Annotated in this window: 12 protein-coding genes; 1 reads left to right on the top strand and 11 read right to left on the bottom strand. The window is 60.0% G+C overall.

The genetic code is table 11. The features are described from left to right. The first annotated feature begins 193 nt into the window (after positions 1 to 193). Positions 194 to 1,417 carry an OmpP1/FadL family transporter gene (locus tag H1B37_RS23940; protein ID WP_182869602.1) on the top strand — a complete coding sequence of 408 codons (1,224 nt, stop codon included), beginning with the start codon at positions 194 to 196 and terminating at the stop codon, positions 1,415 to 1,417. Here H1B37_RS23940 and H1B37_RS23935 read toward each other — a convergent pair. From H1B37_RS23935 to H1B37_RS23885, 11 genes are all read right to left on the bottom strand, one after another. Next, entirely contained in the window at positions 1,399 to 2,022 is a 624-nt protein-coding gene (locus tag H1B37_RS23935) for an HAD family hydrolase (protein ID WP_182869600.1), read from the bottom strand. The genes H1B37_RS23940 and H1B37_RS23935 overlap by 19 nt on opposite strands. Positions 2,023 to 2,166: 144 nt before the next feature. Then, the gene (locus H1B37_RS23930) at positions 2,167 to 3,507 is read right to left on the bottom strand and encodes a BatD family protein (protein ID WP_182869597.1); all 1,341 of its coding nucleotides are present in this window, start codon (positions 3,505 to 3,507) and stop codon (positions 2,167 to 2,169) included. Positions 3,508 to 3,518: 11 nt separating this feature from the next. Next, positions 3,519 to 4,100, bottom strand: coding sequence for a tetratricopeptide repeat protein (locus tag H1B37_RS23925; RefSeq protein ID WP_182869595.1), 582 nt, complete (start codon positions 4,098 to 4,100; stop codon positions 3,519 to 3,521). Continuing rightward, on the bottom strand, positions 4,100 to 5,035 hold the full coding sequence (locus H1B37_RS23920; protein ID WP_182869593.1) for a VWA domain-containing protein: 936 nt from the start codon (positions 5,033 to 5,035) through the stop codon (positions 4,100 to 4,102). Before H1B37_RS23920 ends, H1B37_RS23925 begins: the two co-directional genes overlap by 1 nt. Beyond that, complete coding sequence (locus H1B37_RS23915) at positions 5,032 to 6,069, bottom strand: VWA domain-containing protein (RefSeq protein ID WP_182869591.1); 1,038 nt, start codon at positions 6,067 to 6,069, stop codon at positions 5,032 to 5,034. The genes H1B37_RS23920 and H1B37_RS23915 overlap by 4 nt, the downstream gene beginning before the upstream one ends. Continuing rightward, positions 6,069 to 6,539, bottom strand: a complete 471-nt coding sequence (locus H1B37_RS23910; protein WP_182869589.1) for a DUF4381 domain-containing protein — start codon at positions 6,537 to 6,539, stop codon at positions 6,069 to 6,071. The genes H1B37_RS23915 and H1B37_RS23910 overlap by 1 nt, the downstream gene beginning before the upstream one ends. Next, positions 6,536 to 7,435 carry a DUF58 domain-containing protein gene (locus H1B37_RS23905; protein ID WP_182869587.1) on the bottom strand — a complete coding sequence of 300 codons (900 nt, stop codon included), beginning with the start codon at positions 7,433 to 7,435 and terminating at the stop codon, positions 6,536 to 6,538. Before H1B37_RS23905 ends, H1B37_RS23910 begins: the two co-directional genes overlap by 4 nt. 8 nt (positions 7,436 to 7,443) lie before the next feature. Beyond that, positions 7,444 to 8,403, bottom strand: a complete 960-nt coding sequence (locus tag H1B37_RS23900) for an AAA family ATPase (RefSeq protein ID WP_182869585.1) — start codon at positions 8,401 to 8,403, stop codon at positions 7,444 to 7,446. A gap of 94 nt (positions 8,404 to 8,497) precedes the next feature. Next, the gene (locus H1B37_RS23895; protein WP_182869583.1) at positions 8,498 to 10,042 is read right to left on the bottom strand and encodes an arylsulfatase; all 1,545 of its coding nucleotides are present in this window, start codon (positions 10,040 to 10,042) and stop codon (positions 8,498 to 8,500) included. Positions 10,043 to 10,605: 563 nt separating this feature from the next. Then, a complete protein-coding gene (locus H1B37_RS23890) occupies positions 10,606 to 12,795 on the bottom strand; it encodes a cation:proton antiporter domain-containing protein (protein ID WP_182869581.1) in 2,190 nt (729 codons plus the stop codon). A gap of 311 nt (positions 12,796 to 13,106) precedes the next feature. Then, positions 13,107 to 15,401, bottom strand: a complete 2,295-nt coding sequence (locus tag H1B37_RS23885; RefSeq protein ID WP_286178102.1) for a bifunctional SulP family inorganic anion transporter/carbonic anhydrase — start codon at positions 15,399 to 15,401, stop codon at positions 13,107 to 13,109. Between the last annotated feature and the right edge of the window lie 478 nt (positions 15,402 to 15,879).

The raw sequence follows: 15,879 nt of genomic DNA, 5'->3' as shown, positions 1-15,879 counted from the left end.
TGTCAAGTTCTGTCTGCCCCGGACCGGCAAGGTTTGCGGGTTGCCGCCCCTTTGTCGGCCGTACGGATTCTCGCTGCCATCTTCCCCGCCCCCCGGCCGTTTCGACCGATTCTCCGGCCCCGATGGTCGGCCTGGACCGATGGTGTGGGTTAAAGGTCGTTTCCCGATTGTTACGCTGACAGACGGTTTGATCATGCGTCGATTTATTCTCTGCCTGTTGCCCCTGGTCGGCTCGCTGATCGCCGGCCGGGCCGCGATTGCCCAAAGCTATGGCATCGAACTGCACAACAACATGATGCCGGCGTCGGGCGCGATGGGAGGCGCAAGTTTATCGCGTCCCCAAGATTTACAGTCGGCGATCAATGGGAATCCGGCGACCATGGCCCAATTCAGCGGCCCGACCTTCGGCTTCGGCGGCGCCATGATCGAACCGACCTACAACGTCACCCAGACGGACTCGTTACCTCTGGTTGGTGTTGATCCGTATTCTGGAAAATCCGATGCCCCGCTCTCGTTGGCACCCAACATCGGAGCGATTCACCAGGCAGACCTTCTGGGATTACCGGTGACCTTCGGGCTGGGCTTCATGACCAACGCCGGTCTGGCGGTGGACTTTCGACACATTCCCGAATCCAACGGAACGCAGGCGTCTTACCTGGCACTCGATCTGGTCAGCGGAGCCGCCGTGAAGCTCACGCCGCGGCTGGCGGTCGGTGGTTCGTTCACGCTGGGCACTTCCGTCCTGGACGGACCCTTCGTCCAGTCCAGCTCCTCACAAACCGACTACGCAACTCGATTCACCCTGGGAGCCAATTATGAACTGGGCGGCGGCACCAGCATCGGAGGATTCTGGCAATCGGAAAAGCAACTGGAGTTCGACAACGTCGTTCGCTTCGCGAACGGCCCGCTGGCAAACACCTACCAGGACCTGAATCTGGATCATCCGATGAATCTCGGGTTCGGAATCGCGAACCGTTGCTTGATGGGCGGCCGACTGCTGGTGGCCGCCGATGTGATTTACAAGAACTGGGACGACACCGATTTCTTTGGTTCCCTGTATCACGATCAATGGGCATTCCAGTTCGGCGGTCAGTACCGCGCGTCACGACGGCTGAAATTGCGATTCGGTTATGCGTTCAACGAAGACCCGACCCGCGACAGCGTTCCCGGCACGATCGGCGGCGTGGTCCCCGTCGGCGGCATTCCGACCGTCGAGTACATCCAAGGTCAATTCGCGGCGATCGCGCAACATCGGATCACCGGCGGTGTCGGAATCGCGAATCTTGTCCCCAACATGAACTTCGACGTCACCCTGGGTGGAGTCTTCGAAAATGAAAAAACGTTCGGTGACACCACGGCAATGCTGGACGGCTACTTTGTTGCGTTCGGATTCACGTTTCACTGCCCCCGTGGCTGATCCGGCGGGTAAATCTGCGACCAATCCGTCTTCATGTCCACGATCGTCCAATCGTTCTCAGCGGCCGCATCGAGCCCCTTGTCCAAACGGCCGACCGAAGAATCACGGTCGTACGCATACTCCCGCTCGGAGTCGGTGTGATGAACGATCAACCCCAACCGCGCGCCATCGCCGGCGGTCGTCCATTGCAACATCTGTAGGTCACCGTCGGCGGTGCCGAAGGCGGCGATCGGACGGCGCCCGATGAAGCGATGAATCCCGACCGGCTTGCCCGCTTTGTCATCGATGAAATTGATTTCGGGCAAACGCTCCAGCACGGGAACCCCGTCGCGAAGGACGTATCTGATTTCGATGCTCGACCCGATCACCTGTTGCGGCGGAACACCATAGACGCGTTGGGAACAGGGACGCATGAATTCGATTCCGCCTCCGGAAACGATCCAAGTTTCGAACTGGTGTGCTCGCAAGTACTGCATCAGTTCCAACATCGGCTGAAACACCATGTCGGTGTATCGCAACCCGGTCTGTGGGTGACGCGCGGTGTTGATCCACTGGGTGACCGTTTGCTCGAACTCGTCGGTCGTCATGCCGGCGTGGGTGGCCATCACGATTTCCAACAGCGCGTGTTCGCCGCGCCAACGTAGCTACCTTCGCCAGAAGGTGGATCCCCGGCGTTTTCCACTCTCTGGCGAGCGTGGCGACATCTACGTGGCGCTGTTCAGCGACGCCGTCTCTTGATTGGAAGTAGGTCATTGTGGTGATCGTTGTTTCAAGTCGATGGGGTTAAGGTCCGGCAGTGAACGGTGTCTTGCACGGCCCGGGGAGCGTCGCTCCAAAACCGCCCGGCGGGATTGCCGGAAGGCCGACGCCAAGGCAACGCCCGTCCAAACGGTTTCTCTTGCGTGTCCACGAAACAGACGTCGTGTCAAACGCTCCAGTTCGCCGGACAACGGCAGGGCATTGAACGACTCCAGACGTTGCTCGGTGTCTTGCAAGCCGACCGTTCGTTTCCAGTGGAGCAGCGCCGCATACGCGCCGCTGGCATCGTCGTCACGACAGGCTGCCAGTAGACGCTCCGCGGCATCCGATTCGGGATTCCTGTGCGATCCAATCAAGCGGGGAATCAGCATCCAAACGCAAGCGACGCCGATGCAAATCGAGACCGCAGACACCGCGTACAGAACACCCAAACTCGGTGCACCCGAATTCGATTCGGATTCGATGGGTAGTTGCATCGCGTCGGGTTCTCCCGCGACACGGATCGTCTTGCCGCGCAAGATTTCGGACTTCAATTCGGACGCGTTCGCATCCCACCAAACCAATGGGATGTCCGCTAGTGTAAACGTGCCGGCGTGCCCAAATTGGTATTTCAAGGTGTCACGACGCTGGGCCGATACGTCGCCTCGATCGCTGCGATCTTGAACCATCGGCTCGCCGACGTAGACGCGTCCGCCCGGCGGAGCGACCGCTTCGATCGGGGACATCATCATCGCCGTCGTACCGGTCGCCTTGCGTGTGATCGTCCGCTCGATCACATCACCGGCGCGCAGCGTCTCGACCACCTCGGGCGACCAGGATTGAGCCACTTGCATGTCGCTGGCGGTCAACACGAATCCGAGAGAGTCGGTGCCGGGAGGTCGCTTGGACTGGAACGTCAGCTCGGGTGTGACGCCTTCGATGGGTTCGGGAGCTGAGGTGAACGTCTTCTTTCCCGCAAAGCGAACTTGAAACGACGGGATCACGATCCGACCGTTGCGCTGCGTGTAGACGGTCACTTCATGACGTTGGGTGAAGTAGGTGACGCCGTCCATCGATTCGCTGCCCACCACCGGGCTGTCCCCTCGAATCAGCACCGTTTGCGACAATTCCGGAAACTCGAATGTCGCCGTGCCCGAAAATGGACCGGGTGAATAGAGCGTGATCACCAGGGAGACGCCTTCGCCCGTCCAAGCGGACTCCTGTGCCAATTCAGCTGTGACGGGGTCGGCAGCGGGCAGGTTTCCCGACGCCGACCACCACCACAGCAGGCCGACAAGGATTGCGGATCGCCAACCGGCTCGCCGCCTCACGCCCTCCCAACTCCGGTTCACTCCACACCGTTTCATTGCGATTCCTCGGCAAGCTGGAACGCAAATTTTGCCTTCAAGAAATCTCGCGGCTTGGTTTGCACGCGGCGTAGCCAAAGTTCTTGCATCGCCGCATCGCTTAGCGGCTGCGTTGCCTTGACCTCCGTGTCTTCACCTTCGGACGATTTGTTTTTGTCAAAGACGATTTCGTCCGCCCCCAGCTTCTGCTCTCCCATTTCACCGCCAGCGCGACGCGTCTTTTCCGCCCGCGCCAACGCGATGTCGCGGTTGATCTTTGCGTCGGACCAACCCGGACGGAGTTCCAATGCACGGTCATAGCGCTGCGTCGCGGCGTCGTACTTGCCTTGCATGACCAGACAATTGCCACGATTGAATTCTGACTCCGCCGAGGCGACTCGGGCAAAGGCCTGTTCCGCCTTTTCAAACTCTCCGGCACGATACCATGCAATCCCCACCCACTCGGGATCGCGGAACGTCTGCGCCGCCGCTTCAAACTGACTACGACGCATCAACCGCTGTCCCTGCTGATCCGGGGAAAACCATAGCCCGGTCCATGTCAACGCGGCAACAAGGCTGAAAAGAACTGCGAACTTCATCACGCCCCCTCCCGCGGGTAGTCTTGGTTCTGACGTCGAAAGCTGCCCAAAACGATCGCCGCCAACACCGGCACCAGCCACCGGCCTGCTTCTGACCAGCGAATCTCGTCACCCTCTGCTGCAGCAGCAACGGACGCTTCGGTGGATCGCCGAATCAGCCGGTCGATATCACTGGAATCGGGGGTGATCCGACTGATCGTAGCGTCAATCGATCTAGCGGCGTCGTTCAGCGTGTCCAGCTCCGGCGTGTCGGGGCGAGCAACGGCCAAGATGCCGACCGGCCGCTTGCTCTTCGTGCGATATTCAGCGAGTGACGAAGCATTGCCGGTCACCGAATCGGCGATCACCAAGATCGATCCTCCACCCGTGCCAAGAACCTCGTCTGCCCGCGTGAGCGCGGCTGCCAGATCATCGCCAGCCTTGGGCATGATCTCCGGATCAAGCTCGGCGGCCATCTCCGATACAACCGCGGCGTCGCGTGTCGGGGGCAACACCAAGTGCGGCGTACCGGCATAGGCGATCAGACCGAGTGGACGCGCCGGCGCTGCTTCGGCAAAGTCGGCGACCTTCAATCGTGCGCGTTCCATCCGCGTCGGCATCAAATCCGTCTGGTTCATCGATTCACCGGCCTTCAAGACGATCATCACCGGCGGCGGATCGTTGACCGACGGCGATGGCTCCGGCCGCCACGTCGGTCCCGCAACCGCGATGACCGCCAACAGCCAGCCGAGCAACAGGGGCACGTCGCGTGTCAACCGTCGCGTCCGATGTCCTTGTCCCACGGTCAGGGCATCGAGCAACTCCGGTTGCAGGACGACACGCCAACCACGCAGCGGATCTCCCTCGACCCGCCGACACCACCACAGCCACACCGCGACGGGAATCAACAGCAACCAAAACGGCCGAAGGAAGTGAAAACTGCCGAGGTCGATCATGTCTCGGTCACCTCCAATTCGAACGTGCGTGGATTGACCCTCAACCGGGTCTGCGAATCCGCTGCCACTCGTTTGACGCGACCGACCAACAGCGACCACGCACACGCCGCGAAAGACAACAGCAACGCCGCGGCGACGGGCACGTGGTAGACATCACGTCGGGGTTGATGGCGAATGGTTTTCTCCTCACGGGTTTCGATCTCATCCAGCTGCTGATACACCTTGGCCAGTTCGCCGCGATCGAGAGCCAAGAACATCTCACCGCCGGTCGCCTTGGCTACCGATTTGAGTTCCTCTTCATCGATCTTCTCTTCGCCAACGGTCGTCGGATCGCCCATCGCGATGGTGTGGATGGTGATCTGGCGATCGCGGGCCACGCGAGCGGCTTCCCGTGGCGGGACCGCGCTGGCGTTGTCGTTGCCGTCGGTCAATGCGATCATCGTCTTGGCGGGAGCGTCACTGCGTTTGAAAAGCTCGATGCCCAACCCGATGGCATCACCGAGCGCGGTCCGCGGCCCCGCCATCCCCACCGCCGTTTCTTCCAACAACCGCCGGGACAATTCCAGGTCGGTGCTGAAGGGAACTTGCAAAAACGGCGAATTCCCAAACACGACCAACCCGACGCGATCACCTTGGCGATGCAGCAGGAATTCGCCCAAGACTTCCTTCACCGCCGCCAGCCGGTCCACCGTCTGCCCGCTGGCATCGGTAAAGTCCTCGTGCTGCATCGACCCCGACAAATCGACCAGCAAAAGCAAATCCCTTGTTGGCACGGTCCGCTCGATCGGCGGCTGCAACACCTGGGGCCTCGCCAATGCGATCACCAAAAGCGTCCAGACGGTCCACGTCACCGCCTGGGTTGAACGCCCGGTTGATGTTGAACGCGCGATCGGCTGCACTTGACTGGCAACCAGCCGTGGCAAAAAGGGGACGCGTACCGCGGGACGGGGCTGTCGCGACGGAGGAATGAACCATCGAATGATCAGCGGCAAGGGCAGCAACGCCAAAAGCACGGGATGGGCGAACACCCACATTACGCCGTCCTCCCGCGTGGGTTACCCGGCTGCCGATGCTGACGGATCCAGGCCAGCGCAAAGCGGCGCAGGTCTGTTTCGCCGTCGGACGTCTGGGGTGAATAAACGCCCGTCGTCAGGACATCGAGCACCTCTGGCGGAACAGTGATGCCCGACGTATCGCCCAGCCATCGACACCAGCGTGCCCCCGACATCGCGGCAACCTCATCGCGCGGGAACGCTGCCAGTGCCGTTCGCTTCAGAATCTCTGAAATCGCTGCGCAGCCGATCGCCCCTTCGACCTCCCGGACCGCGGTGCGACGATACTCATTGGATCGCCATTGGCGGATCGCCTGAATCGTGTAGACCGCCGCCCCGGTCGTCACCATTCCCAGCAAGACCCACCACCCTGCCGCCGGCGGCCACCACGAGATGGGAACCGGCTGGACGATGTCACGCAAACGATCCAGGCTTGACGGATCCGCAGTCATCGTCGCCTCCCCAGCGCCGCCAACACCTGATCGATCACACCGTCGTGGGTGCAAATCGGTAGGATCGGAATGCGAATCGCACTCAACCGCTCACGCAGCTGATCACATCGCCGTTGAAACTGGGTGCGGAATCGGCACGAAAACTCCTCGTCGGGTTCTAACACTAACTGCCGACTTCCGTCGGTCACCTGCAACGACGCGTCAGACTTCAAATCCGCACCCAGTGGGTCATAAACGAGTGCGGCGAGCACATCGTTGTGAGCTGCCAGACGCGTCGCCAATCGGTGCGTGGTTGAATCGTCACCGTCATAGTCGGTGATCAACACAACAAGATGGTCATGCACCGCGACGTTGCACGCTCGGCGCAGGGCTTCATTCAGCATCGACGGATCGGACCGACGCTCGGCGGACAGTCGACCGTTCATCCGAACCAGTTCGTGACAGATTCGCAACACATTCTGACGACTTCGATGCGGCCGAATCTTGAGGATCTGTTCGTCGTCAAAGAGGATCGCGCCGACTCGATCACCGACATCGAGTGTCCGCCAGGCTGACAATGCGGCGAGCTCCGCGGCGGTCGTCGCCTTGGTCGTTCGCGCGCTTCCGAAAAACATGTTGACGCGTTGATCCACGACCAGCAACACGGGCCGTTCGCGTTCCTCGGTGTACACGCGCACGTGGGGCTTTCGCAGCCGCGCGGTGGCTTTCCAGTCCATCGTGCGGATGTCGTCGCCAGGACGGTAATCACGCAATTCCTCGAACATCAACCCCCGACCACGCAACCGAGATGCATGACGTCCACTCAGCAGACTGTGCACCGGTTGCCGGGGCAGCAACGAAAACTCGCGGGCCTCGAATTGCAGCCTTACCAGTTGCTCCAGTGTGGGATGAATCATAGGTTCGGCTAACCCACTGCGACGCGCTGCAAGATTTCATCGATGACGTCTTCGCGTGATTTGCCCTCCGCTTCGGCTTCATAGGACAAATGGACGCGATGGGCCAGGCACGCCGGTGCGACCGCCTGGACGTCTTCGGGTGAGACAAAATCGTGACCACGCAGCCACGCCCGCGCACGCGCCGCGGCATCCAGTGCGATCGTCCCGCGTGGACTGGCGCCCACGTGGATCCAGTTGGCAAGCTGATCGCCGTAGCGTTCCGCTTGGCGGGTTGCGATGACAAGATCGACCATGTACCTGGCCGCCGTTTCGGCCACGTGGACCGCATTGACCTCGCGGCGGGCTGCAAACACCGTGTCCTGAGAAATCGGCTCGGGCGTCGGCGGCGGATCTCCTTTCGTTTCCGAGCGAACCAGATTCAAGATCGCCAATTCGTTGTCGGCGGCTGGATAGGGCACTTTCACATACACCAAGAAGCGATCCATTTGGGCTTCCGGTAGCGGGTAGGTGCCTTCCTGTTCGATCGGGTTTTGCGTCGCAAGCACGAGGAACAACGGCGGCAACGGATGGGTCGTTCCCGCCACGGTGACCTGACGTTCTTCCATCGCCTCAAGTAACGCCGCCTGAACCTTGGCGGGCGCGCGATTGATTTCATCGGCCAGCACCAAATTGCCAAACAGCGGCCCCGGTTGAAATTCGAATGTCCCGTTTTGTTCGCGGTAGATTTCCGAGCCCGTCACGTCCGACGGCAGCAAATCGGGCGTGAACTGGACGCGTCGAAAGTCGCTTCGGATCAGCTTGGACAATGTTTTGATCGCACGCGTCTTGGCGGTGCCCGGAAGCCCTTCCATCAGCACGTTTCCGTTGGCCAAGAGGGCGATGATCAACCGTTCAACGACCGTCTGTTGGCCGATGATGGCGGCATTCATCGCCGCGGAGACCTGCAGGAACGCTTCTCGTGTCGTCATCTCATCGAGCCTCACGTCACAAACTGCGCGCCGTCGCCGCCGGTCGGGATCCGACGGCCACGACACGCAATCAAGATCGCACAAGAACCTTCACTCAGTTGTTCGGCCCGGAGCCTTCCTGCAACGCACTCAGCACATCGTCCAGCGCAAAGCTGCCGGGCTTTTGACGCGGCGGAAACTCCTTGTACGTTTCCAAGTGCTTGGCCACGAAGGTTTGCGCCGGGACGAAGGCGAAGGCACGATCGAATCGCCATCCGTCGTACTGATAGGCCTCATGGTCAGCCCGCTCATACGGATCAGTGCGCAAACAAAACAGTTTCGGCAACCGCAGCGTGACGAAGGGTTCCTGCCAGACGTCAAAACCATGCGCCCGCTGTTCCTGGAAAACCATTTTCCAGCGACCGTACCGCAGCGCACACAGGCTGCCGCCATCGGTCCAGTAGAAAAACTCCTTCCGCGGCCACTCTTCCACCTCGCCCGTCAGCCCGGGCAACAGGTTGTAACCGTCCAGATGGACCTTGTAGGTGCGGCCGATCGCCTGATGCCCCTTTAACAGTTTTTCCTTGACGTCCGGTTCACCCGCGGCCGCCAGAATGGTCGGCAGCATGTCTTCATGCGAGCAGATGTTGTTGTTGATCGTGCCCGGTTTGATCTTGCCCGGCCAGCGGATCATACAGGGGACACGGTAAGCGCCTTCCCAGTTGGAATTCTTTTCGTTTCGAAACGGCGTCGTGCCTCCGTCCGGCCAAGTGAAACACTCCGCGCCGTTGTCGGTCGAATACATCACCAACGTGTTGTCGGTCAGCCCCAGTTCGTCCAGTTTGTCCAGCACTTGGCCGACATGGCCATCATGTTCAACCATTCCGTCGGCATAAACTCCCAAGCCCGTCTTGTCCTTGGACTCGTCCTTCAAGTGCGTCCAGACGTGCATGCGGGTCGAATTCCACCACAGAAAGAACGGCTTGTCCGCCTTCTTGGCCCGCTCCATGAAATCCAGTGCGCCCGCGGTGACCTCTTCGTCGACCGTTTCCATCCGCTTGATGGTCAGCGGTCCGGTGTCTTCGATCTTGCCGTCGGCACTGGACTTGATCACGCCGCGGGGACCGAACTTCTTTTTAAACTCAGGGTCCTTCGGGTAATCCGGGTGCTCGGGTTCCTGCTCGGCGTTCAAGTGATACAGGTTTCCGTAAAACTCGTCGAACCCATGGTTGGTCGGCAGGTGTTCATCGCGATCGCCCAAGTGATTCTTGCCGTACTGCGCGGTCATGTAGCCGTGGTTTTTCAGCAAACCGGCGATGGTCGGATCCAACGTCGACATGCCTTCTTTCGCCCCCGGCAGCCCCACTTTCAACAAACCCGTGCGAAAACCACTCTGGCCGGTAATGAACGTTGATCGACCGGCGGTGCAACTGTTTTGCCCATACCAGTCGGTCATCCGCACGCCCTCTCGCGCGATCCGATCGATGTTGGGCGTTTGGTAGCCCATCATGCCGCTGTTGTAGCAACTGGGATTGCTCCATCCGATGTCGTCACCCCAGATGACCAGAATGTTCGGTTTGTCGGCGGCAGTCGCAAAGCCGGAAATAGACAGTGTCACAATCATGGTCGCCGCCATGATCAACTTGAATACCTGTTGCATCGCAGATTCTTAGCAGTGAGAGGTAAACGGAGCGCGGCGCGTATGATCGCGCGAGAGGAGATTTGGCCAGTATAGCCGCCGGTCAACCCCGCATCGGAGAGTGCGATGACTTCCAGATGTCCTTCATCAGGAATTCACGCGCGGTCGATCGCGACGGACGTGGTCGTTGTTACCATTGCCTGATAACGCAACGTGTACTCCGCGCGTATTCGCACAAGTGTGTCGTATTGTTACATCCTGTACCGCATCAATTTGTTGCCACCCATCAGATGCACGGCACAGCGCAGGTTGAGGGGGCCAAGAGTTGTCGACCGCAACTCAATTTGTTGTTCGACGATGCACTGAGAGGGTCGCCGTGTTCTCCGAACTCGGCGCTCGCGAAAAAGCGAAGCTTTGCCCCGCGCCGACCTCGGAGAGGACGGCGACTGTCCAGCCAAATAGAATACGAAGCTGCGGTAGACTGCTAGGACGCATCGGACTTCTAGGTCTTATCTGTCCTATTGGTCCTATCGATCACGGGACCACACGGGTATGTCGGAACATTCGTTGCGTCGCCGATCCGATCAACTGCACGCGATCAACCGGTGCAATTGTTCAGCGTCGCCGGCATCGAGGATCCGCTGACGCTGGGACTCCGTCCCGATCAGGCGCGCGATGTGCGACAGACAGGCCAAATGTTCGTCGGGCTCGCCGACGGGGCTGAGCAACATGAACACGATTTCGATCGGCAGATCCGTCAGCGGACAGAGCAATTGATGTCGCGGTCGTGCGACCATCAACGTCGCCCGGTCCACGGCGGGGGACCAGGTGTGCGGCAACGCGATCCCGTGACCGAGCAAGCTGGTGTAGTCCTCTTCGCGTCGCCAGATTTCGACCAACATCTGTTCTGGGTCGATGCCCGGAAGCTGCTGATGCAGGTGATGGAGCATCTCGCGGTAAAGCTCGTGCAGGTCGGTTTGCTCGGAGAAGATGACGTTCTCCGCCGTGAGCGGGAGGACACAGGAGTCTTGTTCGCCGCTGCCGTCATACACCAACCACTCGACGTCCTCCTTGTGAAGTTCATGCGGATTCCCGGGGATCACTTGATTGCCGCGGGCCGTCATCAGAACGTTGCCAGTTTCCGGCCCCGCATTCGTCTCGCGGCGTTCAACCTGAAGCGGCGGGGATTCACTGTTGGGGTGCATCCAACGACTGAGCGGCAACTCGGTCCAAACGCGTTTTCCGACCAACAGGTGTTCGTTTTCGGCCGTTTGGTACCCGGACTTTTCCCACCGAAACAGCGTCGCATCCTCCAGCAACTCCGCCCAGCGTCGACACAGCATCCGATTCAGGTCGGCATTGGCCGTCAGCGCCAAGAGATTTCCACAGCGATACAATTCGGCGTGCTTTTGGGGATTGAGCTGCATCGCGTCTTCGTTGATCGCGATCAGCCCCTCCCGTTCGGCATCCCGCACTTCGCGCGCGTTGGTATCGATCAGCACGACATCGATGCCGTGTCGGGTGAAGAACGTGGCGATGCATCGGCCCAGCGCGTGCGCCCCGACGATGATCCATCCGGTGGGCACCGGGCGGACGACGCCCAACCACCTCCCGACCGACCCTGCGGTGATCCCCTGCACGACGACGGTCCCGGCGATCACCGAATAGGTGAACGATTCGAGGAACACCGCGTTTTCGACCCCGCGCCGCCCCAGTTCGAGTGCGAAGACCGAAGCCATCGACGCGGCGACAATTCCCCGCGGTGCGATCCAGCCGAGAAACAGTTTCTCCTTCCAAGTCAACAGACTCCGCCGCATCGACACAAAGATGTTCAGCGGGCGGACGATCAACATGATCCCGGCGACAGCCAAGACCAAATGCCAGCCGTAACGGACGAATGCGGCAAGATCCAGATTGGCCGCCAACAAGACGAACAACAGCCCGATCGAAAAATCTTTGAGCGCCATCTTGTAACGAACGATGTCACGCAGCGGCGGTGCGTTTCGACTGCCCAGCACCAGCCCCGCAACGGTCACACTTAGCAAGCCGCTTTCGCTGATCGCCATGTCGGCCAACGCAAAATTCAACATGGCCATCGCCAACACAAACGTGTTCAGGTGCGGCTTGCCGATCCAGTCGCGACGGAGCACCCAGTCCAGCACAAAACCGAACGCGATTCCCAACACCACGCCGACGGCAAACCGCAGCAACAAGTCTTTGATGACCAACTGTGACGTGCCGTCGGTGCTGACAAAGAACTCAAAACTCAGCAACGCCAGGAAGACACCGATCGGATCGATCAGCACGCCTTCCCAGTGCAAGATGTGATGCAGCTTGGCTTGCACGCGGATCCGATGCAGCAGCGGACCGATCACCGTGGGACCGGTTACGATCACCAAACTGGCCGCGAGCACACAAAAGACGATGTCGAATCCGAAGATCAATCGCAACAGCGCCGTCGTTCCGATCCAAGTGACAAACACGCCGATCGTCAGCACCCGCCAGATCTCCTGGCTGACCGAACGATAACCGTTCAGGTCAAGCGTCAATCCGCCTTCGAACAGGATGATCGCCACGGCCAGCGAAATGATCGTGCCCAGCCCCTCGCCGAGCGAATCGGGATGGACCAGCCCCAGTCCCTCGGGACCGACGATCACGCCGCCGAGCAACAAGACAACGATCGGTGACGTCCGCAAATAGGTCGCCACCGTGAACAGGCACACGCCGAGCGCGGCGGCCAACGTGAACGTCGTCAAACTCTCATTGGGATGCATCCGCGTCCCTCCTGTTGACGACGAACGAGGGTAAAAAGTCAGATACGAATGTTACGGGCAGAAGTGTTGGTGTCTAGCCTTTAGGCGATTCCCTGTCGCTGCTTCACAGTGACCGAGGCGGCTAAAGCCCAATGTCACTTACTTTCGATCACAAACTGAGCCTCAAGCCTCGAGCCTTACAAGCCTCGAAGGGCAATCCAAGGCCCGCGGCTAGCGGGCTGTCGGCTCAAAAAGTAAGTGGCATTGGGCTAAGCACCAGCCTCTAATCGCAAACCACCCATGAATCGGAGCGAGAGAATCAGAGCGCAGCACTAGACGTTGACGTTGCCAGCGGTTTCCGCGCTGACCGCCTGATCCATCATAAAGTCAATTTCACCGGTTTTCACATCGTACATCGCGCCGACGACGATCGCCTCGCCGGCGTCGACGGCTTGGCGAATCGCGCTGCTGCGGGCAATGATTTCGTGCACCGTTCGTTGCACGTTCTTCCGAGCAACGCTGTCGACACAGGCGTCCTTGGCGTCGGGCGTCATCTCGGCGATGCCCCTGCATTGATCCGGCTCGATACACTGCTGGATCTCCGACACGATGGCGTGCAGGTGACCGCAACCGCTGGCCTGTTCCACATCGGCCCGCTGATCGAACAGTTCCACCGACGACGTGACCGCGCCGCATCGGGTATGGCCGAGCACGACAATCAGTTTCGCACCGGCCACCGCCACGCCATATTCCATGCTTCCCAAAGACTTCGTGCCGATGATATTGCCCGCGACGCGGACGCTGAAAATGTCTCCGATGCCCAGATCAAATACCAGCTCGGCCGGGACACGCGAATCGATGCAGCTGAGGATCACCGCCAACGGACTTTGTCCCGTCGCCGTCGCACCGACCTGACGCCCGAAATCACGCGTGATGCGGTGCCCGGTGCGGAATCGTTCATTCCCGTCGCGCAGAATCGTCAACACCTGGTCCGGCGTGATGCGGCTTTGCAGCTCACGTGTCGAATAGTCTGCAAATTGGATCTCGTCGTGAAGCTCGTACTTCTCGCGGAAACCTCGCAGACTGACGCTGACCCCGTGGGCCGGACCGATGTTGTTCTTGAAGTCACGGATCAGACTCAAAATGTCGGGATCGATGTAATCCGATCCGGACGCATCGATCAACACCTTCGTCCCACGCTTTGCATCGGTGAAGACCTTGTCCAAGGCGGCACGATTCAAAAAACTAACCTGGTCGGCCAGCTCGATGTGGACAATGTCCCCGTCCAGGTGGGTCTCGACGACCCGGCGGATCGGACGTCGCAGGTTGCTGTTCAGGATAAATAACACGCTGATCATCAGCCCGATCAAGATGCCGATCAGTAGGTCCGTCAACACGATCGCCGCGACCGTTGTGATGAACGGAATGAATTGATAACGGCCTTCGCTCCACATTTGTTTGAACAATTTGGGGCTGGCGAGTTTGAATCCCGTGACCAACAGAATCGCGGCCAAGGAGGACAGCGGGATCATGTTCAAGTAAACCGGGAACAGACCGACACAGACCAGCAACAACACGCCGTGGGAGATCGTCGACAACTTCGATCGGGCACCGGAATTGACGTTCACGCTGCTGCGAATGATCACCGACGTGACGGGGATGCCACCGATCATTCCGGCCGTCACGTTGCCGACCCCTTGCGCCAACAGCTCACGACTGGGCGGAGAGCTGCGACGGTAGGTGTCGAGCTTGTCGGTTGCTTCCAGGTTCAACAGCGTTTCCAGCGAAGCCACGATGGCGATCGTGATGCCGCCGATGTAGACCGCGGGGTTGGCCCACTGGGTAAAATCGGGAAGCCGCAAGAAGCTGCCGAAGTCCGAGAAACTCTCCGCCACCGGAATCTGCACCAAGTGCGACGCGCCGACCATCCAGCTGCCGCCGAAGGTCGCAAACAGAGCCTGCAACGCGACGCCGACCAGCACCACCACCAGCGGGCCCGGGACGCCGGAATTCTTCAGCGGCCTCGTCCGGTCCCAAAACACCAACAAGGCCAGCGAGATCAGTCCGATCACCGCGGCACCCAGGTGCAGCTCCCCGGCGATCAACGTCCCAAGCTCCGAAAACGTCGTCTCCTCGTCGGGCTGTGAAAACGACATCTCCCCTTCCGGGTCGGTATCATGTCCGAACAGGTGGGGAATCTGTTTCAGGATCAAAATCACCCCGATCGCCGCCAACAACCCCTTGATCACGCTGCTGGGAAAGAACGCCGAAAGCGCCCCGGCCTTGGCAATCCCCAACCCGATTTGGATCAAGCCGCCGACGACCACCGCCAACAAAAACGCATCAAACGTCTCCAGGTTGGCGATCTGGGCCGACACCACCGCGGTCAAACCCGCCGCCGGCCCGCTGACGCTGGTGTGCGATCCGCTTAGCGATCCGACCACAATTCCGCCCACAATCCCGGCGATCAACCCGGAAAACAACGGCGCCCCGGATGCCAACGCGATCCCCAGGCACAGCGGCAATGCCACCAGAAACACCACAATCGACGCGGTAAAATCGCGAAATAGATTTGCCGGTGAAAGCATCGAGTTGGAGGAATCGTCCATCGTCCAGTTGGTCTCCATCGTGAGTCGGTCGCGGGCAGCTTGCCCAGTTAGCCTGCCGGTTTAGCAAAGCTTGCGCCAACACTCTCGGGCCAGCCCACGCTCCCCATGAATTCCTACGGCATTGCCGGAAATCCTCGCCCCACAGGGGGCACGTGCAAGATCGCCGCAGTCACGGACACCCGCAGGGATGTCGAAATTCAGTCGCACTGGTAGATTTCCGCCACCCGAGGCGAAATTGCGACGATTAAACAGCCAGCGTGCGATCCAAACCGGGTAGGCACAGCGTTTGCCCCGCGGCGATTACCGTTGGTGTCCAGGCGTTAGGGACCGTCCCACTTAGGACCGAGGCGAAATGCGGCGAATCCAAATGATCTGGCCGATTGGGTGAGAGGTGGTCGGTGGATGGGGGTGCGACGTCCTCTCTAGGTCGTCGCGCTGAGCCCCACGGGCGACGGCCCGGAAGGGGCCATCGTACATCAGAAACGCATCGCCCGAA

Source organism: Stieleria mannarensis, assembly GCF_014154935.1.
Taxonomy (GTDB): domain Bacteria; phylum Planctomycetota; class Planctomycetia; order Pirellulales; family Pirellulaceae; genus Stieleria; species Stieleria mannarensis.
Note: the sequence above shows the minus strand (reverse complement) of the source record. Positions and strands in the feature narration are given on the sequence as shown.

Coding starts and splice junctions, on each gene's coding strand:
- H1B37_RS23940 (WP_182869602.1), top strand. CDS start 194: ATGCGTCGATTTATTCTCTGCCTGTTGCCCCTGGTCGGCTCGCTGATC.
- H1B37_RS23935 (WP_182869600.1), bottom strand. CDS start 2,022: ATGGCCACCCACGCCGGCATGACGACCGACGAGTTCGAGCAAACGGTC.
- H1B37_RS23925 (WP_182869595.1), bottom strand. CDS start 4,100: ATGAAGTTCGCAGTTCTTTTCAGCCTTGTTGCCGCGTTGACATGGACC.
- H1B37_RS23920 (WP_182869593.1), bottom strand. CDS start 5,035: ATGATCGACCTCGGCAGTTTTCACTTCCTTCGGCCGTTTTGGTTGCTG.
- H1B37_RS23915 (WP_182869591.1), bottom strand. CDS start 6,069: ATGTGGGTGTTCGCCCATCCCGTGCTTTTGGCGTTGCTGCCCTTGCCG.
- H1B37_RS23910 (WP_182869589.1), bottom strand. CDS start 6,539: ATGACTGCGGATCCGTCAAGCCTGGATCGTTTGCGTGACATCGTCCAG.
- H1B37_RS23905 (WP_182869587.1), bottom strand. CDS start 7,435: ATGATTCATCCCACACTGGAGCAACTGGTAAGGCTGCAATTCGAGGCC.
- H1B37_RS23900 (WP_182869585.1), bottom strand. CDS start 8,403: ATGACGACACGAGAAGCGTTCCTGCAGGTCTCCGCGGCGATGAATGCC.
- H1B37_RS23895 (WP_182869583.1), bottom strand. CDS start 10,042: ATGCAACAGGTATTCAAGTTGATCATGGCGGCGACCATGATTGTGACA.
- H1B37_RS23890 (WP_182869581.1), bottom strand. CDS start 12,795: ATGCATCCCAATGAGAGTTTGACGACGTTCACGTTGGCCGCCGCGCTC.
- H1B37_RS23885 (WP_286178102.1), bottom strand. CDS start 15,401: ATGGAGACCAACTGGACGATGGACGATTCCTCCAACTCGATGCTTTCA.